Here is an 18,270-nt window from a genome sequence, read left to right as displayed (position 1 = left end):
CCCAGGTGTTGTGAGTGCTCTGAGCACGGGCGGCCGCGGGCACGAAGAAGGGGCGCCCCCGTCTCTTGGGGCACCCCTTCTGCCCAGCGCCTTCGCCGGCCTAGTGCGGAGAGCGTGGGATTTGAACCCACGGTGACCTCGCTGCCACGACGCTTTTCAATACCGCTCGCCGATCACGTACGATAACAGAAAGGCGCAAGCCCTTTGGCTGGCCTGCCATAGGCACTTCCTGCGCTCGCACTTACCGATCAGTCCCGGACGCTTCGTGTCTACCAAGCATTCCTGAGCCCGCCGTGACGGTGGCGAACCGGATCGGTCGCTCCCGCGTGCCGCGGCCGCGGCTACGGCTCGGCGGTGACCTCAGCGGCGATCTCCGCTGAGCGGGACTGTGGGGCGAGAGCGGCATACCTGCACTCGAGCCCTATGGGGATCTCGGTTTACCAGGCGCTGGGATTCAGGACGATGGAACATTGGACGCACTTCACCTCGTGACCTGCCTCGTGCGGAAGGTGGCGGACGGGGAACGTTCTACTCCGAGACATTTTCGGCGCTCATCATCCAGGCGTGCTTCTCGAGGACGTCGGTGATCATGTGCAGTAGGTCGGCGGTGACGGGATCCTCGCGGTCGACCACGTCGTGCAGATCCCGAACGGTGCTGGTCGCTGTCCGAAGGCGGCTGGTGACGATGTCGATGACGACTGTGGTGTCCTGCTCGCCTGCCGGGAACTCCGGCAGTGTCGTGGTGGTCACCACTGTCTGTGAGCGGCCGTCGGGGACCGCATGGACCGCTCGCATTCGTTCTGCGACGGTGTCGCCGGCGTCGCGGCTGGCATCGGCGATCTGGTCCAGGTGGAGGTGAAGATCGCGGAAGTTGCGGCCGACCAGGTTCCAGTGGGCCTGCTTGGCCTGCAGATGCAGCTCGATCAGATCGACAAGGATCTGTTGCAGGGCATCGGCCATGTGCGGGGACGCCGTGAACCCGCTGACAGCTCCCTCCTTCCGTCGTCGCGTACCGAAAGCTGTGCTCGACACGGTCATGGGGATTCCTTTCTGTACATCTTGAAAACGCACGGCCGCCGGATCGCGGTGTCGAACGTTTGTGGGGCGCTGACGGCGCTCCCGGTGCCAAGAAGCCCGGGAGCGCCGTATCTCACGTCCTTGGCCGTGAGCAGAGATCGCATCCGCCGCCGGAGCGGCGTGCCGAAACTCAGTGCTTGTCGTGCAGCCCGTCGTAGAGGTAGGCGTTCGCCTGGCTGATCCCCGCCTTGTCGGCGTTGGTCTTGCCGAGGGCGTTGAGCATGAGGAAGTCGTGGATCATGCCCTGGTAGCGCACCGAGGTCACGTCGTTTCCGGCGGCGCGCAGCTTGTTGGCGTAGGCCTCGCCCTCGTCGCGCAGTACATCGGCTTCCTCGGTGATGACGAGGGTCTTCGGGAGCCCCTTGAGCTGGTTGAGGTTGGCGCGCAGCGGAGAGGCGAGGATGTTCTTGCGGACCTTGTTGTTCGGGGCGTAGGCGTCCCAGAACCACTGCATGGCCTTGCGCGTCAGCCACGGTCCGTCGGCGAACTGGCGGTACGAGGAGGTGCTGAAGTTGGCGTCGGTGACCGGGTAGAAGAGGACCTGCTCGCGCAGTGCCGGGCCGCCTCGCTGCTTGGCCATGAGTGCGACGACGGTTGCCATGTTGCCGCCCACGGAGTCGCCGGCGACGGCGAGGCGAGAGCCGTCGACATCGATGTCGCGGCCGTGCTGCGCAACCCACTGTGTGGCGGCGTAGGCCTGCTCGATGGCGATGGGGAAACGCGCTTCGGGCGAGGGGGTGTAGTCGACGAAGATGACGGCCGCGTGGGCGCCGTTGGCGATCTGACGGACGAGGCGGTCGTGGGTGCCTTCATCGCCCAGGACCCAGCCGCCGCCGTGGAAGTACATGATGGCGGGCAGCTTTCCGGTGGCGCCCTTGGGCCGGACGATGCGGACCGTCACCTTGCCGGTCGGCCCGGCCGGCAGGGTGCGGTGGCTGATGTCGGCCGGCAGCAGATCGGTCGGGTTGCTCTGTACGTCGTCGAGCGCCTTGCGGGCGTCGGCGTAGCTGAGCGTGTAGATCGGCGGGTTCTGTGCAGCGGCGGTCGCGAAGACCTGCGCGTCGCGCTCGAGAACGGGCTCGGTGGCCTTGCGGACAGCCGTGGTGGAAGTCGTAGCGCTGGCCCCGGCATTGACTTCGAACAGGATTCCGAAAGCGAGGGGCAGAGCGGCGGCAACTGAGGCAGAGCTGGAGATGCCGGAGCTGCCGTCGCCGGTGTTCGTGCCGGTTCTGGGCCGGATCGCGGCGGGCGTCCCGATCCTGGCCGAGGAAGTCGTAGAGGAGTTCTTCCCTCTGCCGCGTGAACTGGTCGGTGATGGCGAGTTGTTCGCGCTGAAGGTGGCTGGGGATTCCATGACGGGCGCCGCGATCTGCGACGGGGACTGGGTGACGGTGCGGCAGCAGCCGGCGGCGGACAACGGTGACATCGTGGCTTCTAGCGGGGTCAACCGTCGTGCAGCGTGATCCGGTAAGGATCAGTGCAGCTCAGCAGCAGTACGAAGGACGCTACCTCGTGCAACAGGTGTGGCCCTATCACCCGATCAGGTTCTAAGGGGCGCGCCGTAGGCGCCCCGAGGCGATGCAGGCCTGCCCGGGCAGGCCTGCGAGCTGGTCGCCGTGGCCGACATCGAGTGTGGCGGCGACCTTGCCGCCGAAACCGTGCGGGTCCGCTCCACAGCCGACTGGCTACGACGCCCGGGGAGACGGTGTTCACGCGAACACCGCGCGGCGCCAGGTCCTCGCCGGTGGACGCCACTGCTGTGCCCGCATGGTCGCCCAGCGGCGCCTCACCTCCACCACCTTGCGGGGTCGCCCGGCGCTGGGAAAGCCAGCATCGGCCGGCTCGTCGCAGACGGCGGCGCCATGTCCTTGAGTCGGTACCGACCACCTTCTCCGGCAGTGCCGGACCGCTTCAGGTCCTAAGGTAAGTGGATCGACTTGCCATAGAGGTAGCGCGGGAGCTACCTTCAAAAAGGTAAGTCCATCGACTCACCTTCGACTCGGCAAGGAACAATGAACATGACTCGTCTTGCGGGCAAGCGCGCCCTCATCACCGGCGGCACCAGCGGGATCGGTCTGGAGACCGCGCAGCGTTTCATCGCGGAGGGGGCCGACGTGCTGGTCACGGGCGTAACCCCGGCCAGCATCGACAGGGCGCGGCAAATCCTCGGGGACAAGGTGCCGGTGGTGCAGGCCGACGCACGCGATCTCGATGCGCAGCGCGGCCTGGCCAAGCAGGTGGGTGAGCACTTCGGGGGGCTGGACGTGGCGTTCCTGAACGCCGGCGTCTCGGACTGGCGGCCGTTCGAGGACCACACGGAGGACAGTTTCGACCGGCTCTTCGACATCAACGTCAAGAGTGTCTTCTTCCTGACGCAGGCCCTGGTGCCGGTGCTGGCCAACCCGTCCTCGGTCATCCTCAACGCGTCCGCCAGCGCGCACGGCGGCTACGGGAATTCGAACGCCTACGCCGCCACGAAGGCCGCTGTCGGGTCCCTGATGCGGTCGTGGAACGCGGACCTGCTCAAGTCGCACGGCATCCGCTTCAACGCGGTCAGCCCCGGCCCGGTGGACACCCCGCTCTACTCCAAGCTCGGGATCGAGGACCCCGCGGTGCAGGCGGCGGTCCTGGAGGGGATCAGCGCCGGCATCCCGCTGGGTCGCATGGGTCTGCCCGAGGAGGTCGCGGAAGCCGTCGTGTACCTGGCCTCCGATGTCTCCGCCTTCGCGGTGGGCCAGGACCTTATCCTGGACGGAGGCCAGACCGTCCTCTGACAGCGAGGACGCGGCCGGGCGACGGGCGAGGGACGTTAGGTATGTCGGTGGAGGACCGAGCGGTAACCGGTGGCGACACGTGCCAGGCCGGGTATCACGCGCAGATCAAAGAGGAGAACCGCGCGCGCATCATCCGCGCCGCCCGCGACCTCTTCCTCGCGCGGGGATATGACAAGACCTCCCTCGCCCAGATCGCCAAGCAGGCCCGCGTCTCCACCGGCACCCTCTTCAAGCGGTACCCCACAAAGGCCGCGCTGTTCGCGGCCGTCACCTCCGAGCAATGGCAGCTGGACGTGGAGTACGCCGCACCGCCCCCGCCCGGTGATCCCCGGTTCGGTCTGGACCACATCGGCCGCGATTACGCCTGCCTGGTCGCGCGGCCCGGCACGGCGGCGCTGTGCCGGCTCATCATCACCGAGCTTCCCCAGATGCCGGAACTCGCCGACATCGTCGGCACCGGCTTCGCCATCGACCGCGGACCCTTCTTCGACCGGCTCCGCGACTACCTGGAGGCCGAAGCACACGCCGGCACACTCGACTTCCGTTCGGCCGACGGACAGCCGCAGTCCGCATCCGTCGTGGCCGAGCAGTTCCTCGGCATGATCTGCAGCCAGTTGCTGTGGCCTCAACTCGTACGGACCGACTTCGTCCCGCCCAGCCCCACTGATCCCGCGATCGTGGACGAAGCCGTCGCCCTCATGCTCAAGCGCTACAGCACCGGATCCTGAACCCCGCACCACCACTTCACCCTGCCACAACCCCGATACGTCCCCTTACCGGGACAGGTGCACGCGCCCTCCCGGTACTGCCGGCGTACACCCCGGCCTTGCGCCCGGTGGCGTGAGCATCGACCAGTGATCAACGCGATGGCAGGTCCCGGCTGTCGCCCAGTTCGTAGAGCTGCCCGAGCGCCGACCGCGGCGCCTCGGCGATCGACACCGCGTACGAAAGGAACCCGCGCGCCGCCGAGAGCACGACGTTAATCCGCCGCTCGCGGCGACCCGGCGTGCCGCCCGGACCGGACCGGACAACGACAGGACCATCGTCATCCGCTCGGGAGGGGGTGTGCTTCAGCCAGACGATGAACAAGCCGAGGTCGCGAGCGCCCTTCCTCCAGTCACGACCCGTTGCGCCGCACCAACGGAGGTAGAGCGCCGCACCTCCCGCGTTCGTCTTGGTCGTGAGTTCAGCTCGGCTGCGACCGAAGCGCTGGTATCGCCCCCAGCTGTCGGCGATGGGGACGACGAGGAGGTCGTCATCGAGGACGGTCCAGTACCGCGTGCCCGAGGGCAGGGCCACGGGGAAAGCCCGCATGTGAAACTCCGGTGTTCTGACGGATCATGCAACAACCCGCCCCAGAGCCACACCCCGCGAGTACGAGCGTCCAAGCACCAACGAGGCACACTCGCACCACGTCACACCACACTTGTAGGAACCCCGTAGAACGTGGCTGCGCTCATCGAGGGCGAGGCGACCGTGAAGCGGCTGAAGCGGGAGCGCGACCGGGTATGGCTGCTGCCGGAAAATCCGGCGTTCGCTCCGATCGAGGGGGAGAACGCCACCGTCCTGGGGAAGGTCGTGGCGGTGGTGCGAGCCCTGTGACCAGGCCGTCGGCAGCGGCTCTCAGTCGACTTCGAGATAGGCCACGATGATGATCGTATTCCGAATGGTCAAAAAGTAAACGAAACGGACGCCGGATTCGTCGTCGCGGTAGTCCCGCAGGCCGTCGGGCCTCAGCACGCCGATGTCCGGTCGGGCCTCCAGGGCCCCGCGAGCCCGCTCGACCGCGCTCGCCTGCTGAACCGTGCTGATCTTCTCCAGTTGGCTGTGCGCGAGGGGGCTGTAGAAGACCTCCGCCTTGCGCGGCCGGGAGTGACTAGGCGACACGCCCCGCCCCACTGACCCGGGCCCACATCGCTTCGTGCGCCTCGGCGGCCGGCACGCAGTCCTCCAAGGCAGGCACACCGTGCGCAGCGATGTCTTCCAGGACGCCAGCCAGTGCTTCCGCTGACTCACGTTCGGCGGCCGCGGACGCAAGCAGCGCCTCCGGCTGGCCCTCTTCGAGGCCTTCGGGAACGGACTGGGGGTGCTGTGCTGTCATCGCGGCGTCTCCTGGGATGGAGCTGGGGACCGAATCGTGGCTGGCGGTCACGTGGCCGGTGGTGGCACGCACGCTGGGTGCGTGCCACCACGGTACGGGAAATCCGACCGGGGTTGAATTGGGATGCCGTGATCGTCCACTGGCCCTTCCCTTCACACAGGGGATTCGTCAGATGCCTCGGCAGGGCCGTCGACCTCGCCGTCCCGAGTCCACCGCTGAGGACCTTGCGGTGGCCGTCGGTCTCCTCCAGCAGCTTAATGATCACCTCTGAGTCCGGGTCCGGGTTGCCATAGAGACCGACGTAGCTCCGGTAGGCGCGCAGCGCCGTGTCGTGGGTGTCCCAGCTTCCGGTGACAGTCGGGCCGCCGCGGTGGAACTGCAGGTAAGCGACGAAGGTGGTGGCCATCGGCTAGGGGTCACGCTGCGCTTCGAGCGGACGGCAGCGCCCAGTCGTGGGCATCGGCCTCTCGTTCGGTGATCCCCGCCGGATTGACCAGGTCGGTCAGGGCCACTCCGCACAGGCGGTCTTTGGGCAGGCCGGTGATCCTGGTCATCAAGTCGGTATCGACTCGCACGGTGATCTGTCCATGGGCCCAGGCGTCCAGGGCCACGTGCGTGGTCGACTCGCCAGCGCGCACTATCCACGCGCGGCTTCGCTCGTAGGTTGCCATGCCTGCCTCCGTGCACATCGTGCCTGATCAGCCTTGCCCAAGCGGCGAGGCACGTCAACGCAAATGTCGCTGAGCCCTGACGTCAGCCTCTGGTCAGAGCAGACCGACCTGCTGGAGGACTCGGGTGTCTGCGGTGTACGGGTAGTGGTGGCCGTGCTCGAGGCTCTTCTGAACGAGCTGCCCCCTCTCCTTGTCCGCGTGGAAGGTCGACCAGTTGTGGCACGTCTGGCACACCTCGGTCGTGAGGAAGGGTCGCAAGAGGTGGAGGCCGCGGTCGCGGTCGACCAGGTACAGACTGCCGCTCTCGATCGTGTTGCTCCGGTACTTCATCGTCGACATGGGCACCACGGGATGGTCGCCCATCAGCCGTCAGAACATGATCGAAGCCTCGGCCTCAAAGGCGTCCCACGACACGGATCTCACGTGGATGAGCGGCAGGTCGGCGAGGAACCAGCTGTGTTCCAGGAGCAGTTGAAGCCCCTGCATCACCCGTCTCCCATCAGGCCGGAGTACGTGACGTAGCTGTTGTGATCCTCGGTCGCCCCGGAGGACGACCGCCACCCGGTCGTGGAGATCGCCACGACCCTGCGCGTCCACAAGTTGCGATCCTCGGTCGTCCCGGGGGACGACCGCCACCGTCCGGGCCGCGCACGGACCTGGTCGTCGCCCGCGTGGTTGCGATCCTCGGTCGTCCCGGAGGACGACCGCTACACGGGGGCGTTCGGCCAAAGTCGCTTCACCTCTCGCACTTTGTGATCCTTGGTCGCCTCGGAGGACGACCGCCACCTCTGGATCGGTGTGGCGCCGGCTCCGCTCGCCATGTCCGATCTTGGCCGTCCGGAAGGACGACCGCCACACTGAGAGAGGAGAGGATTCCGGTGGCGCTCACGGAGTTGCGATCCTCGATCGTCCCGAAGGGCGATCGCCACACGAGGGGCCACTGGAGCGGTCGGGCCGGGTCGTCATGTCGCGATCCTCGGTCGTCCCGGAGGACGACCGCCACCCCGAGGAGGTCGACCTCGACCGTGCCGCCGAGGGTGTTGCGATCCTCGGTCGTCCCGGAGGACAACCGAGGATCGCAACCCCAAGCTGGCCAAGGCGATCTTCGCGGGCCACGGTTGCGGTCGTCCTCCGGGACGACAACAGTCACCCGGAGACCGACGTAAAGCTCCCCCACTGAACTGGCGCGTCCTGGGCAAGGTCTGAACGAAGGCGCGTCAACGTAATTGCCCGTCCCGGCGCATCTGCGCCCTGGCCTCCGTCCACTGCGGCTGGCTGCGCCGTGGACACGGAGTCACGCTGCTGGCCGGGACGCTCGTCATGCGGAGCGGTGCATTCTGGCTCGCCGGAGGGCTGGAGGCTGGCCTTTTTGCGATGCCGTTGGTATTCCAGGCCGCAGAGCCGCGCGTCGTCGCTTCTGCTCACGGCCCGGGATGGTGCGGCCTCGATAGCGGCCTGGCCGTCGGCGAAGACCTCCTCCGGCTCCCGGTTGCTGCGCAACGCGGCATCATGCTGTGCAGCCCGTTCTCGGCTCTCCCGCTCGAAGCCCGTCTGTTCGGCGGCTCCAGCAGCGTCTCGGATGGCAGCGAGCGCGAGGTGATACCCGGCTGGCGCGTCGGCTCGGGACCGAACCGGGTGCTCCGCCTGCGCAGGAGCGGTAAGCGGTGAGCCATGGGTCGGCTCGGGAACCGGGCGTGTCGCCCGGGTGATGTTGCCGGGCTGGTGGATCTTGATGGTGCAGACTGCCTCGAGCCCGGCCGTCTCGGCGATGCGCTGCAGCAGCACATTCTGCAGGAGGCGGGCTTGGGTGGCGTAGGCGGGTGAATCGGCCAGCAACTCCAGGGTGGCGGTGGTCTCGTCCCAGGTCAGAACAGCGACGTGGGCGGCGAGTTCCGGAGCCAGTGTGGCCCACTGGTCGACCAGGCTGCCGCTGGCGACCGGGTCTCCCAGCCGCAGGCCGCGATGAGTCCGCTGATCGCGGCTCCGAGGCCGACCGGATCCCGTCCCGCGCCGCGTGCCAGCGTCGCGCCGGTTCGCCGCCTGCTGTGCTTCGTCGACGCGGTCGCGCGGCGCTGCTTGGCATCCTCCTGCGCGGCCCGTAGCGCTACGCGGGCGAGGTCGATGCCGCTGGGCTCGATGGCGGCGTCCTCGTCGTCGACGAAACCGGCTTCCTGAAAAGGGGGCGGGTCTTCGGCCGGAGTGCAAAGGCAGTACACCGGCACCGCAGGGCGCATCGAGAACGCGCAGATCGGTGTGTTCCTCGCCCCGGCCACCGGCCGGGGACGGGGCCCTGATCGACCGACGACACTCCTGGTCCAATGACCCCGAACGCCGTGACACGGCCGGGATACCCGAGACGGTGCACTTCGCCACCAAGCCCCGTCTGGCCCAGGAGATGATCGAGGCTGCGCTGGACGCCGGGATCACTGTCCCCTGGGTGACCGGGGCTTCGCCGTACGGAGACACCGGTGCCCCGCGCGCACGGATCGCGCGGGGCACCCGTGGGTCTGTCCGGGTCAGACGATGATCTTGCCCTCACGCAGCCTGGCGATGTCGTTCGCGTCGTACCCCAGGTCCGCCAGGACCTCGCTGCCGTGCTCGCCGAGCAGCGGGGCACCCTTGATCTCGGGCTTGAAGTTGGAGAACTTGATGGGGCTGCCCACCGTCAGGTAGGTGCCGCGGCCCTTCTGCTCGACCTCGACGATCGTGCCGCTCTTGCGCATGTCCGGGTCCTCGGCGAGCTCCTTCATGCTGAGGACGGGCGCGCAGGGCACCTCCCACTTGCGCAGGATGTCGACCGCCTCGTACTTGGTCTTGTCGGCCAGCCACTTCTCGATCTCCGCGAAGATCTCGAAGATGTGCGGCTGCCGCGCCCTGGCGGTCGTGTACTCCGGGTCGTCGACCCACTCGGGCCGGCCGATGGCCTCGGCGGTGCGCTTCCAGTTCTGCTCCTGGACCGTGAAGTAGATGTAGGCGTTGGGGTCGGTCTCCCAGCCCTTGCACTTCAGGATCCAGCCCGGCTGGCCGCCGCCGCCAGCGTTGCCGCCGCGGGGCACCGCGTCGCCGAACTCGCCGTTCGGGTACTGCGGGTACTCCTCCAGGTAGCCGATCTTCTCCAGGCGCTGCTGGTCGCGGAGCTTGACGCGGGTCAGGTTGAGGACGGCGTCCTGCATGGACACCGACACCTTCTGCCCCACACCGGTCGCGTTGCGGTGGATGATCGCCGTCAGGAGGCCGATCAGCAGGTGCATGCCGGTGTTGCTGTCGCCGAGGGCCGAGCCGCTGATGGTCGGCGGGCCGTCCCAGAAGCCGGTGGTGGACGCGGCGCCGCCGGCGGCCTGGGCGACGTTCTCGTAGACCTTGAGGTCGTTCCAGGACGAGTCGTCGTTGAAGCCCTTGACCGACCCGAAGATCAGGCGGGGGTTGAGCTCGTGGATGTGGTCCCAGCCCAGGCCCATGCGGTCCATGGCGCCCGGCGCGAAGTTCTCGACCAGGATGTCCGCCTCGCGGATCAGCTTCTCCATGACCTCCTTGCCCTCGGGGGTCTTGGTGTTGATGGCCAGCGAGCGCTTGTTGCTGTTGAGCATCGTGAAGTACAGCGCGTCGAGGTCGGGGTCGTCCCGCAGCTGGTTGCGGGTCACGTCGCCGCCCTGGGGACGCTCGACCTTGATCACGTCGGCGCCGAACCAGGCGAGCATCTGGGTGCACGCGGGGCCGGCCTGGACCCCGGTGAAGTCGATCACCTTGATCCCGGCGAGCGGCTTTTCACTCATGGTGGCTTCCTTCTTGTCTGTTCGCGGTGCGCGGGTGGGCGGTACTGGGGAACGGTGCTTCGGGGTGCGGTGCGTCGCCTACGGGGCGGTCACTTCTTGGCCGGCACGATGTTGCCGACGGTGATGCCCTTGGGGTTGAGGTGGGAGATGTGGCCGCTCTCGGTGCCCGCCGAGGGGTCGATCACGCAGTCGATGAGGGCCGGCCCGCCCGAGGCGAGCGCCTCGGTGAGGGCGGCGGTGACCTCGGCGGGGGTGGTCGCGCGGTAGCCCTTGCCGCCGAAGGCCTCGAACATCACGTCGTGGCGGGCCGCGGACATCAGCGTCGTCGGCGACGGGGCCTCGTCGTAGGGGTTGACGTCGTCACCGCGGTAGACACCGCCGTTGTTCATGATGACCGTGACGACGGGCAGCTTGTAGCGGCAGATCGTCTCGATCTCCATGCCGCTGAAGCCGAAGGCGCTGTCGCCCTCCACGGCCACGACCGGCTCCCCGCTCTCGACGGCGGCGGCGATCGCGTAGCCCATGCCGATGCCCATGACGCCCCAGGTGCCGCTGTCGAGGCGGTGCCGCGGCACGTGCATGTCGATGACGTTGCGCGCGATGTCCAGGGCGTTGGCGCCCTCGTTGACGAGGTAGACCTCGGGCCGCTCGCGGATGACGTCGCGCACGGCCTTCAGGGCGCCCATGAACTGCATCGGGTGCGGGTCGGCCTTCAGGCGCTCGGCCATCTTGGCGACGTTCTGCGCCGAGCGGGCGCCCAGCTCCTCGCGCCAGGCGGCGGGGGCCGCGATCTGGCCCGGCTTGCTGCGCTCGATGAGGGCCTCGACGACCGACTCGATGTCACCGACGAGCGGGGCGGCGATGGGCTGGTTGCTGTCCATCTCCTTCGCCTCGATGTCGATCTGCACGAACTTCGCGTCGGGGTTCCACTGCGGTGCCTCGCCGTGGTTCAGCAGCCAGTTCAGGCGGGCGCCGACCAGCATCACGACGTCGGCCTTCTTCAGCGCCAGCGAGCGGGCGGTGGCCGCGGACTGCGGGTGGTCGTCGGGCAGCAGGCCCTTCGCCATCGACATCGGCACGTAGGGGATGCCGGTGGACTCGACGAACTCGCGGATCTGCGTGTCCGCCTGAGCGTAGGCCGCGCCCTTGCCGAGGACGATCAGCGGCCGCTGCGCGCCGGCCAGCAGCTCGATCGCGCGGTCCACCGCCTCGGGGGCGGGCAGCTGGCGCGGTGCCGGGTCGACGAGGCGGCTGAGCGTCTTCGCGCCCTCCCCGGCGTCCATGATGGAGCCGAGCACCGCGGCGGGGATGTCGAGGTAGACGCCGCCGGGGCGCCCGGAGACGGCGGTGCGCAGGGCGCGGGCGATCCCGCGGCCGATGTCCTCGACCCGGCTGACGCGGTACGCGGCCTTGCAGAACGGCTGCGCGGCGGCGAGCTGGTCCATCTCCTCGTAGTCGCCCTGCTTGAGGTCGACGAGGTGGCGCTCGCTGGAGCCGGAGATCTGCACCATCGGGAAGCAGTTGGTGGTGGCGTTGGCGAGCGCCACCAGCCCGTTGAGGAAGCCCGGCGCCGACACCGTCAGGCAGATGCCCGGCTTCTTGGTGAGGTAGCCGGCCGCCGCCGCCGCGTGTCCCGCGTTGCTCTCGTGGCGGAAGCCGATGTAACGGATGCCCTGCGCCTGGGCGAGCCGGGCCAGATCCGTGATCGGGATGCCGACCACCCCGTAGATGGTGTCGACGTCGTTCATCTTGAGCGCATCGACGACCAGGTGGTACCCGTCGGTGAGCTCGGCCGGTGCGTCGGCGTTCGCCGCTGTCTCCAGTGGTGAGGGGGCGGTCATGGTCCGAGGTCCTCCTTGGGCGGGTCATGCGTGCGGCTTCTCCCTTCACCATCCGCAGCCCGCTCCCCCGCGTCCAAGACCTATCGGCGACCAGCCGATAGACGGCGTTTATCGACGCACGCCACAGGGGCGTTGAGGTGGGTTGATAGACCTCCGCTATCGACCGTTCGCCAGTGCGTATTGGACGGGTGCTCCGCGCCCCGCGCAGTCTCGCTGGGGACGGTTCATCAGACATTCCAGGCGCGAGGAGGTGCGGCCATGGCCGTTCCGGCCGCTGCATCGGTGCGCGACCCCGACCGTTACCGGCCGCCCGCGGTCACGGGCCTGACCGATCTCCTCGACCGGCACGCCCGGGGGCGTCCGCAGGCACCGGCGCTGATCGCCGGCGCGGACCGCGCGGAGGTCTCCTACCGCGCCCTGGACGAGCTGGCCGACGCGGTGGCCGCGCGCCTGACCTCGGCGGGGCTGCGCCCCGGGGACCCGGTCGGCCTCGTCGGCGCCAACACCGTGGAGTTCGTCGTGGCGTTGCTGGGCGGGGCGCGGGCCGGGCTGGTGGTGGCCCCCGTGGACCCCGCGCTGCCCGAGCCGCGGATGACGGCCCGGCTGGAGGCGCTGGGGGTGCGGGCGGTCCTGCTGGGCCCGGCCGCGGGCGGCGCCCCGCCGGCGGCCGTGGGGCCCGGTGTCCCGGCCTGGACCCTGCGGGTGGACCTCTCCCCCGCCGGGACGGCGGCGGCCGTGCTCGGAACGGGCGCGGGCGCGCCGGCCGCCGCGCGGGGCGCGTCCGGCGAACTGACCGCGCACGACGCCCTGGTGCTGTTCACCGCGGGGACCACCGACCGGGCGAAGATGGTCCCGCTGACGCACGGCAACGTGGCCGCCTCGGTCCGCGGCGTGTGCGCCGCCTACGAGCTGGTGCCGGGCGACGCGACGGTCGCGGCGATGCCGTTCTTCCACGGGCACGGGCTGTTCGCCACGCTGCTGTCCACGCTGGCGAGCGGGGGCTGCGTGCTGCTGCCCGCGCGCGGGCGGTTCTCGGCGCACACCTTCTGGGACGACATGCGGGCGGCCGGCGCCACGTGGTTCACCGCGGTCCCCACCGTCCACGAGCTCCTCCTGGAGCGGGCGGCGACGGACCTCACGGGCCCGCAGGTGCCGGGCTTGCGGTTCCTGCGCAGTTCCAGCGCGCCCCTCAACACGGCCACCCAGCGGGCGCTGGAGCGCACCCTGGGCGCGCCCCTGCTGTCGGCGTACGGCATGACCGAGTCCGCGCACCAGGCGACGAGCGAGCCGCTGCCGCAGTACGGGTCGCTCAAGCACGGTTCGGTCGGCCGGCCGACCGGGATCGAGCTGCGGGTCCTGGACCCGGACGGGAAGCCGTGCCCGCCCGGCGGCGAGGGCGAGGTGTGGGTGCACGGTCCCACGGTGGCCCGCGGTTACCTGGGCAATCCCGCCGAGACGGCACACGGCTTCGCCGACGGCTGGTTCCGCACCGGCGACCTGGGCGCGCTCGACGAGGACGGCCACCTGTTCCTGACCGGCCGCCTGAAGAACCTGATCATCCGCGGGGGCGAGAAGGTCGTGCCCGAGCACGTCGAGGACGTCCTCGCCGGGTGTCCGGGGGTGGCCGAGGCCGCCGTGTTCGCCGTGCCCGACGCGACGTACGGGCAGCGGGTCGGCGCGGCCGTGGTCCTGGGCGGCGCGGAGGCGCCGGGGGCCGAGGCGCCCGGGGCCGAGGAGATCCGCCGGTACTGCCGCGCCCGGCTGGCCCCGTTCGAGATCCCCGACCGGATCCGGGTCGTCGCCTCGCTCCCGCACACGGCGAAGGGCGGTCTTGACCGGGCGGCGGTGGACGTCCTGTACTCCGAGGGCCCCGTATGGCCCGGGCTCACCTGACGCGGTGCTCCGCGGGCAACGGCTCGTCGAAGAACTCGTCCAGCGACAGACCGGCCGCCGCGGTCATGAACGCCCGCGCCGCGACCGACCCCGGGGTCGCCGCGTGGATCGCGACGGAGACCTGCGCCCTGGCGTCCGGGTCGACGAGGCGCACGGCCCGCATCCGGCCGAGCGGCGGCATCGCGCGCAGCCAGGTGTGCGGGACGATGCTCGCGCACGCGCCGGCGCCCACGCTGGCGTAGAGGGCCGCCACCGAGTCCGTCTCGACCTGCGGGGTCACCACGACCCCGCTCTCGGCGAACGCGTCGTCGATGACCTGGCGGATCCTCATGTCGGGGGTCAGCAGGGCGAGGGGCATCGTGGCCGCGTCCGCCCACTTCATGGTGTCGGTCTGCGGCAGCAGCTGGTCGCTTGAGGCGAGGAGCATGTACCGCTCCTCGTACAGCGGCATCACCTGCAGGTTCTCCCGGTCGTGCGGGGCGAAGTGCGCGATCGCGGCGTCCAGCTCGAACGCGAGGAGCTGGCGGTGGAGTTCGGTGGTCGACAGCCGGGAGCGGACCTGGACCTTGGCCAGCGGATGGGCCGCGCAGAAAGCGGCGACGGGCAGGACCAGGGTGGTGGACGCGGTGGGCTCGGTGCCCAGCCGCAGGGTGCCGGTGATGCCCGACTGGACGGCGGCCACCTCGGCCTTGAAGGCCTCCTGCTCGGCAAGGATGCGTTTGGCCCAGACCACCAGCCGTTCGCCCTCCGGGGTCAGGCCCTGGTAGTTGTGCCCGCGGTTGATCAGCGTGACGTTGAGCTCCCGCTCCAGCTTGGCTATCGCCGCCGAGAGCGCGGGCTGCGAGACGTAGCAGGACTCCGCCGCCCGGGCGAAGTGCCGCTCCCTGGCAACCGCCACGAAGTACTCCAGCTGACGGAACAGCATGAACGACTCCTCTCTGCCTGGGCCGCGGCCGCGCCGGCACTTCCTGCTGGAGTCGCAACGCCGTCGGTGCCGGCGGACCGGCGCTCCCGGGACCGGGAACGTCCCCGGGCGGCCGACGGCGGACGGGCTGGTTGCGGTGTGACCGGGCACAGCCTACCGAGCCGGATCGCGGCCCTCGTTCGCGCCCGCCAAGCCGGTGCGGGCCCCTGCCCGGGGCCCGGTCCCGTCGCCGCCGCGACGGGACCGGGCTCCGGAGGTGCTGCGGCGGTCGTCCGGCGGTGGACCGGCGATCCGCGGGTGTCTCGGGTTCGGATACGCGGGGGACGGGTCAGGCGGGGACGGGTTTGCGCGCGCCGGCCCCGTCCTCCCGGTCCGCGGTGACGCCGCGGGCCAGCAGGTCGGTCGCGGCGTGGACCGCCCGCAGGTTGGGGGCGTCCGCGCCGGAGATGTCGGCCATCTCCACGACGGCCGTCACGATGGCGTCGAGTTCCAGCTGCTTGCCGGCCTCGAGGTCCTGGAGCATCGAGGTCTTGTGGTGTCCCACCCCCTCGGCGCCCCGAAGCCGCTTCTCGATGGAGATGTCGGGGGTGCTGCCGACCCTGGCCGCGATGTCGAGGGTCTCCTCCATGAGCTGGGCGACCAGCCGCCGGGTGTGCGGGTGCTTGCAGATGTCGACCATCGTCGCCCTGGTGAGGGCGCTGATCGGGTTGAAGGCGACGTTGCCCATCAGCTTGATCCAGATGTCGTCGCGCAGGTTGGGCTCCACCGGGCACTTGAGGCCGCCGGCGATCATGGCCTCGCTCAGCTCCGTGCACCGGTCGGAGACACCGCCGCCCGGCTCGCCGATGGAGAACCGGGTGCCCTCCAGGTGCCGGATGACCCCGGGGGCCTCGATGACCGTCGCGGGGTAGACGACGCAGCCGATGGCGCGTTCCGGCGCCAGCACCGCGCTGGTGGCGCCGCCGGGGTCGACCGCCTCGATCCGCCGCCCCTCGTAGGGGCCGGCCAGCTCGTGGAAGTACCACCAGGGAATGCCGTTCTGACCGGCCACCACCGCGGTCTTGTCGTCGAGCAACGGGGAGATCAGCGGTCCTGAGGTCGCGTAGGAGTGTGCCTTCAGGCCCAAGAAGACGTAGTCGACGGGGCCGATCTCCTTGGGGTCGTCCGTGGCGTGGGGCTTGGCCACGAAGTCACCGCGCGGGCTGTTCACCCGGACTCCGTGGGCGCGTATCGCCTGAAGATGCTCACCCCGGGCGATCAGGTGGACGTCCGCGCCACCACGGTGCAGTGCCGCGCCCACGTAAGCGCCGATCGCACCGGCTCCGAGGACTGCGATTTTCACGGCGACTCCTCTCCATTCGAAGGGGGAGTGAATACTGTATGCAGTACTCTCTTGGGATGTACAGTCCCCTCACGCGAAGTCGCGCGCCCGGAACCGAACAGGGTCCCGCCCGGCGCCGCGGCGGAGGTCTCCGGCGTCGCCCGGGACCATGAACCGGGTCACACACGCTCCGGACAGGTTGATCGAGCACGCAGCGGGGGAACGCTTCGCCGCACACGCGGTCCCGGGCACGCACGGCCGCACCACGAGGCCGGGGAGCACGCAGTGCGGACGACGGCTCGGCTGACGACGCCGTGACGTCGGTCAGTAGCGACGGAAAAGGAGAGCGATGTCTGATTCACCCCCACAGCAGATCGGTGTCGTCACCGAGTCCACCGCCGGGGAGACGCGGGTGGCGGCCACACCGGACAGCGTCCGCCGGCTCCTCGGCCTCGGCTACGAGGTCGTCGTGGAGTCCGAGGCCGGAGCGGCCTCCGGCTTCCCCGACGAGGCCTACACCGATGCGGGCGCGCGGATCGGCGACGCCTGGCAGGCGGACGTGGTCCTGAAGGTCAACGCCCCCTCGCACGAGGAGATCGGGAAGCTGCGCGAAGGCGCGACCCTGATCGGGCTGATCGCCCCGGCCCACAGCCCCGACCTGGTCGAGGAGCTGGCGGCACGGCCGATCACCGTGCTGGCGCTGGACGCCGTCCCGCGCATCTCCCGGGCCCAGTCGATGGACGTGCTCAGCTCGATGGCGAACATCGCCGGGTACCGGGCGGTGATCGAGGCGGCCCACGTCTTCGGGCGCTTCTTCACCGGCCAGGTCACCGCGGCCGGCAAGGTGCCGCCGGCGAAGGTCCTGGTGGCCGGCGCGGGCGTGGCGGGTCTGGCCGCGATCGGCGCGGCCGGCAGCCTCGGCGCGGTGGTGCGGGCCACCGACCCGCGGGCCGAGGTCGCCGACCAGGTCCGTTCACTGGGCGGCGAGTTCCTCGCCGTCGAGGTGGAGCAGGAGGCGAGCGGCGACGGCTACGCCAAGGCGACCTCGCAGGCGTACGACCGGCGCGCCGCGGAGATCTACAGCGAGCAGGCCGCGGACGTCGACATCATCATCACCACCGCGCTGATCCCCGGCCGCCCGGCCCCCCGGCTCATCACGGCGGCCGACGTGGCGTCGATGAAGCCCGGCAGCGTCATCGTCGACATGGCCGCCGCGCAGGGCGGCAACGTCGAGGGCACGGTCAGCGGTAAGGCGATCGTCACCGACAACGACGTGACGATCATCGGCTACACCGATCTGGCGGGCCGGCTGCCCGCCCAGGCCTCGCAGTTGTACGGGACCAACCTCGTCAACCTGCTCAAGTTGCTGACGCCGGGCAAGGACGGGCGGCTGACGCTCGACTTCGACGACGTCGTGCAGCGGGCCGTCACGGTGGTGCGGGAGGGCGAGAAGACCTGGCCGCCACCGCCCGTCCAGGTGTCGGCGGCGCCCGCCGGGCAGGCACCGGCGCCGGTGGCGACCGCGCCTGCGCCGAAGGAGCCCCGTCTCTCACCGGCCGCGCGCTACGGCCTGATCGCCTCCGGCATGCTCGCGATGTTCTTGTTGATCGCCTTCTCCCCGGCCCAGCTCGTGGGCAACTTCACGGTGTTCGCGCTGGCCGTCGTCATCGGTTACTACGTGATCGGAAAGGTCCACCACGCCCTGCACACCCCGCTGATGTCGGTCACCAACGCCATCTCGGGGATCGTGGTGGTCGGAGCACTGCTGCAGATAGGCCACGCCGGACCGGCCGTCACCGTGATGTCGGTCGTAGCGATCATGTTGACCACCGTGAACATCTTCGGAGGATTCGCCGTCACCCGCCGTATGCTCGGCATGTTCTCGAAGGGCTGA

Annotated in this window: 17 protein-coding genes and 5 pseudogenes; 9 read left to right on the top strand and 13 right to left on the bottom strand. The window is 69.8% G+C overall.

Annotated features, from left to right (window positions below; translation table 11 throughout):
* Positions 1 to 327 precede the first annotated feature (327 nt).
* Positions 328 to 492: pseudogene (locus ABZ312_RS37085) on the top strand (GNAT family N-acetyltransferase); the annotation flags it as partial.
* A 36-nt stretch (positions 493 to 528) separates the two neighbouring features.
* On the opposite strand, the gene ABZ312_RS37080 reads toward ABZ312_RS37085, so the two are convergent.
* A complete protein-coding gene (locus ABZ312_RS37080) occupies positions 529 to 1,038 on the bottom strand; it encodes a Dps family protein (protein WP_500439626.1) in 510 nt (169 codons plus the stop codon).
* Between the two features lie 169 nt (positions 1,039 to 1,207).
* Positions 1,208 to 1,978, bottom strand: a complete 771-nt coding sequence (locus ABZ312_RS37075) for an alpha/beta hydrolase (protein WP_500439625.1) — start codon at positions 1,976 to 1,978, stop codon at positions 1,208 to 1,210.
* 30 nt (positions 1,979 to 2,008) lie between these two features.
* Between ABZ312_RS37075 and ABZ312_RS37070 the strand changes: the two genes are divergently transcribed.
* The 4 genes and pseudogenes from ABZ312_RS37070 to ABZ312_RS37055 all read left to right on the top strand — a co-directional run bounded on the left by ABZ312_RS37070 (position 2,009) and on the right by ABZ312_RS37055 (position 4,579).
* Positions 2,009 to 2,257, top strand: coding sequence for a hypothetical protein (locus tag ABZ312_RS37070; protein WP_500439624.1), 249 nt, complete (start codon positions 2,009 to 2,011; stop codon positions 2,255 to 2,257).
* Positions 2,258 to 2,297: 40 nt separating this feature from the next.
* Positions 2,298 to 2,513, top strand: a pseudogene (locus ABZ312_RS37065) (LexA family protein); the annotation flags it as partial.
* Between the two features lie 582 nt (positions 2,514 to 3,095).
* A complete protein-coding gene (locus tag ABZ312_RS37060; protein ID WP_500439623.1) occupies positions 3,096 to 3,851 on the top strand; it encodes an SDR family oxidoreductase in 756 nt (251 codons plus the stop codon).
* A 41-nt stretch (positions 3,852 to 3,892) separates the two neighbouring features.
* Entirely contained in the window at positions 3,893 to 4,579 is a 687-nt protein-coding gene (locus ABZ312_RS37055) for a TetR/AcrR family transcriptional regulator (protein WP_500439622.1), read from the top strand.
* A gap of 130 nt (positions 4,580 to 4,709) precedes the next feature.
* On the opposite strand, the gene ABZ312_RS37050 is transcribed toward ABZ312_RS37055, so the two are convergent.
* Positions 4,710 to 5,165 carry a hypothetical protein gene (locus ABZ312_RS37050; protein WP_500439621.1) on the bottom strand — a complete coding sequence of 152 codons (456 nt, stop codon included), beginning with the start codon at positions 5,163 to 5,165 and terminating at the stop codon, positions 4,710 to 4,712.
* Positions 5,166 to 5,297: 132 nt separating this feature from the next.
* On the opposite strand from ABZ312_RS37050, the pseudogene ABZ312_RS37045 reads away from it, so the two are divergent.
* Positions 5,298 to 5,453: pseudogene (locus ABZ312_RS37045) on the top strand (LexA family protein); the annotation flags it as partial.
* Positions 5,454 to 5,474: 21 nt separating this feature from the next.
* On the opposite strand, the gene ABZ312_RS37040 reads toward ABZ312_RS37045, so the two are convergent.
* The 6 genes and pseudogenes from ABZ312_RS37040 to ABZ312_RS37015 form a co-directional block, all read right to left on the bottom strand.
* Positions 5,475 to 5,738 (bottom strand): hypothetical protein, encoded by a 264-nt coding sequence (locus ABZ312_RS37040; RefSeq protein WP_500439620.1) that lies wholly within the window; start codon positions 5,736 to 5,738, stop codon positions 5,475 to 5,477.
* Positions 5,728 to 5,952, bottom strand: coding sequence for a hypothetical protein (locus ABZ312_RS37035; protein WP_500439619.1), 225 nt, complete (start codon positions 5,950 to 5,952; stop codon positions 5,728 to 5,730). The genes ABZ312_RS37040 and ABZ312_RS37035 overlap by 11 nt, the downstream gene beginning before the upstream one ends.
* A 416-nt stretch (positions 5,953 to 6,368) precedes the next feature.
* Positions 6,369 to 6,623 (bottom strand): hypothetical protein, encoded by a 255-nt coding sequence (locus ABZ312_RS37030; RefSeq protein ID WP_500439618.1) that lies wholly within the window; start codon positions 6,621 to 6,623, stop codon positions 6,369 to 6,371.
* A 93-nt stretch (positions 6,624 to 6,716) separates the two neighbouring features.
* Positions 6,717 to 6,986, bottom strand: a complete 270-nt coding sequence (locus tag ABZ312_RS37025; RefSeq protein WP_500439617.1) for a hypothetical protein — start codon at positions 6,984 to 6,986, stop codon at positions 6,717 to 6,719.
* A gap of 783 nt (positions 6,987 to 7,769) precedes the next feature.
* On the bottom strand, positions 7,770 to 8,408 hold the full coding sequence (locus tag ABZ312_RS37020) for a hypothetical protein (RefSeq protein ID WP_500439616.1): 639 nt from the start codon (positions 8,406 to 8,408) through the stop codon (positions 7,770 to 7,772).
* Positions 8,409 to 8,525 (bottom strand): annotated as a pseudogene (locus ABZ312_RS37015) (DciA family protein); the annotation flags it as partial.
* Positions 8,526 to 8,758: 233 nt separating this feature from the next.
* Between ABZ312_RS37015 and ABZ312_RS37010 the strand changes: the two are divergent.
* A pseudogene (locus ABZ312_RS37010) lies at positions 8,759 to 9,084 on the top strand (transposase); the annotation flags it as partial.
* 55 nt (positions 9,085 to 9,139) lie between these two features.
* On the opposite strand, the gene frc reads toward ABZ312_RS37010, so the two are convergent.
* Entirely contained in the window at positions 9,140 to 10,396 is a 1,257-nt protein-coding gene (gene frc, locus ABZ312_RS37005) for a formyl-CoA transferase (RefSeq protein ID WP_500329811.1), read from the bottom strand.
* An 89-nt stretch (positions 10,397 to 10,485) separates the two neighbouring features.
* The gene (gene oxc, locus ABZ312_RS37000; RefSeq protein WP_500439615.1) at positions 10,486 to 12,237 is read right to left on the bottom strand and encodes an oxalyl-CoA decarboxylase; all 1,752 of its coding nucleotides are present in this window, start codon (positions 12,235 to 12,237) and stop codon (positions 10,486 to 10,488) included.
* Between the two features lie 258 nt (positions 12,238 to 12,495).
* Between oxc and ABZ312_RS36995 the strand changes: the two genes are divergently transcribed.
* Positions 12,496 to 14,130, top strand: a complete 1,635-nt coding sequence (locus ABZ312_RS36995; protein ID WP_500329814.1) for a FadD7 family fatty acid--CoA ligase — start codon at positions 12,496 to 12,498, stop codon at positions 14,128 to 14,130.
* Here ABZ312_RS36995 and ABZ312_RS36990 read toward each other — a convergent pair.
* Both ABZ312_RS36990 and ABZ312_RS36985 read right to left on the bottom strand, forming a co-directional pair.
* Positions 14,123 to 15,055: a LysR family transcriptional regulator gene (locus ABZ312_RS36990; protein ID WP_500360052.1), complete on the bottom strand. Its 933-nt coding sequence runs from the start codon at positions 15,053 to 15,055 to the stop codon at positions 14,123 to 14,125. The two genes, ABZ312_RS36995 and ABZ312_RS36990, sit on opposite strands and share 8 nt — an antisense overlap.
* Before the next feature lie 328 nt (positions 15,056 to 15,383).
* Complete coding sequence (locus ABZ312_RS36985; RefSeq protein ID WP_500329816.1) at positions 15,384 to 16,397, bottom strand: 2-dehydropantoate 2-reductase; 1,014 nt, start codon at positions 16,395 to 16,397, stop codon at positions 15,384 to 15,386.
* Positions 16,398 to 16,725: 328 nt separating this feature from the next.
* On the opposite strand from ABZ312_RS36985, the gene ABZ312_RS36980 reads away from it, so the two are divergent.
* Positions 16,726 to 18,270 carry a Re/Si-specific NAD(P)(+) transhydrogenase subunit alpha gene (locus ABZ312_RS36980; protein ID WP_500439614.1) on the top strand — a complete coding sequence of 515 codons (1,545 nt, stop codon included), beginning with the start codon at positions 16,726 to 16,728 and terminating at the stop codon, positions 18,268 to 18,270.

Source organism: Streptomyces sp. NPDC006207 (genome assembly GCF_040613835.1).
Taxonomy (GTDB): Bacteria; Actinomycetota; Actinomycetes; order Streptomycetales; family Streptomycetaceae; genus Actinacidiphila.
This window is presented reverse-complemented; position numbering and strand designations above follow the sequence as displayed.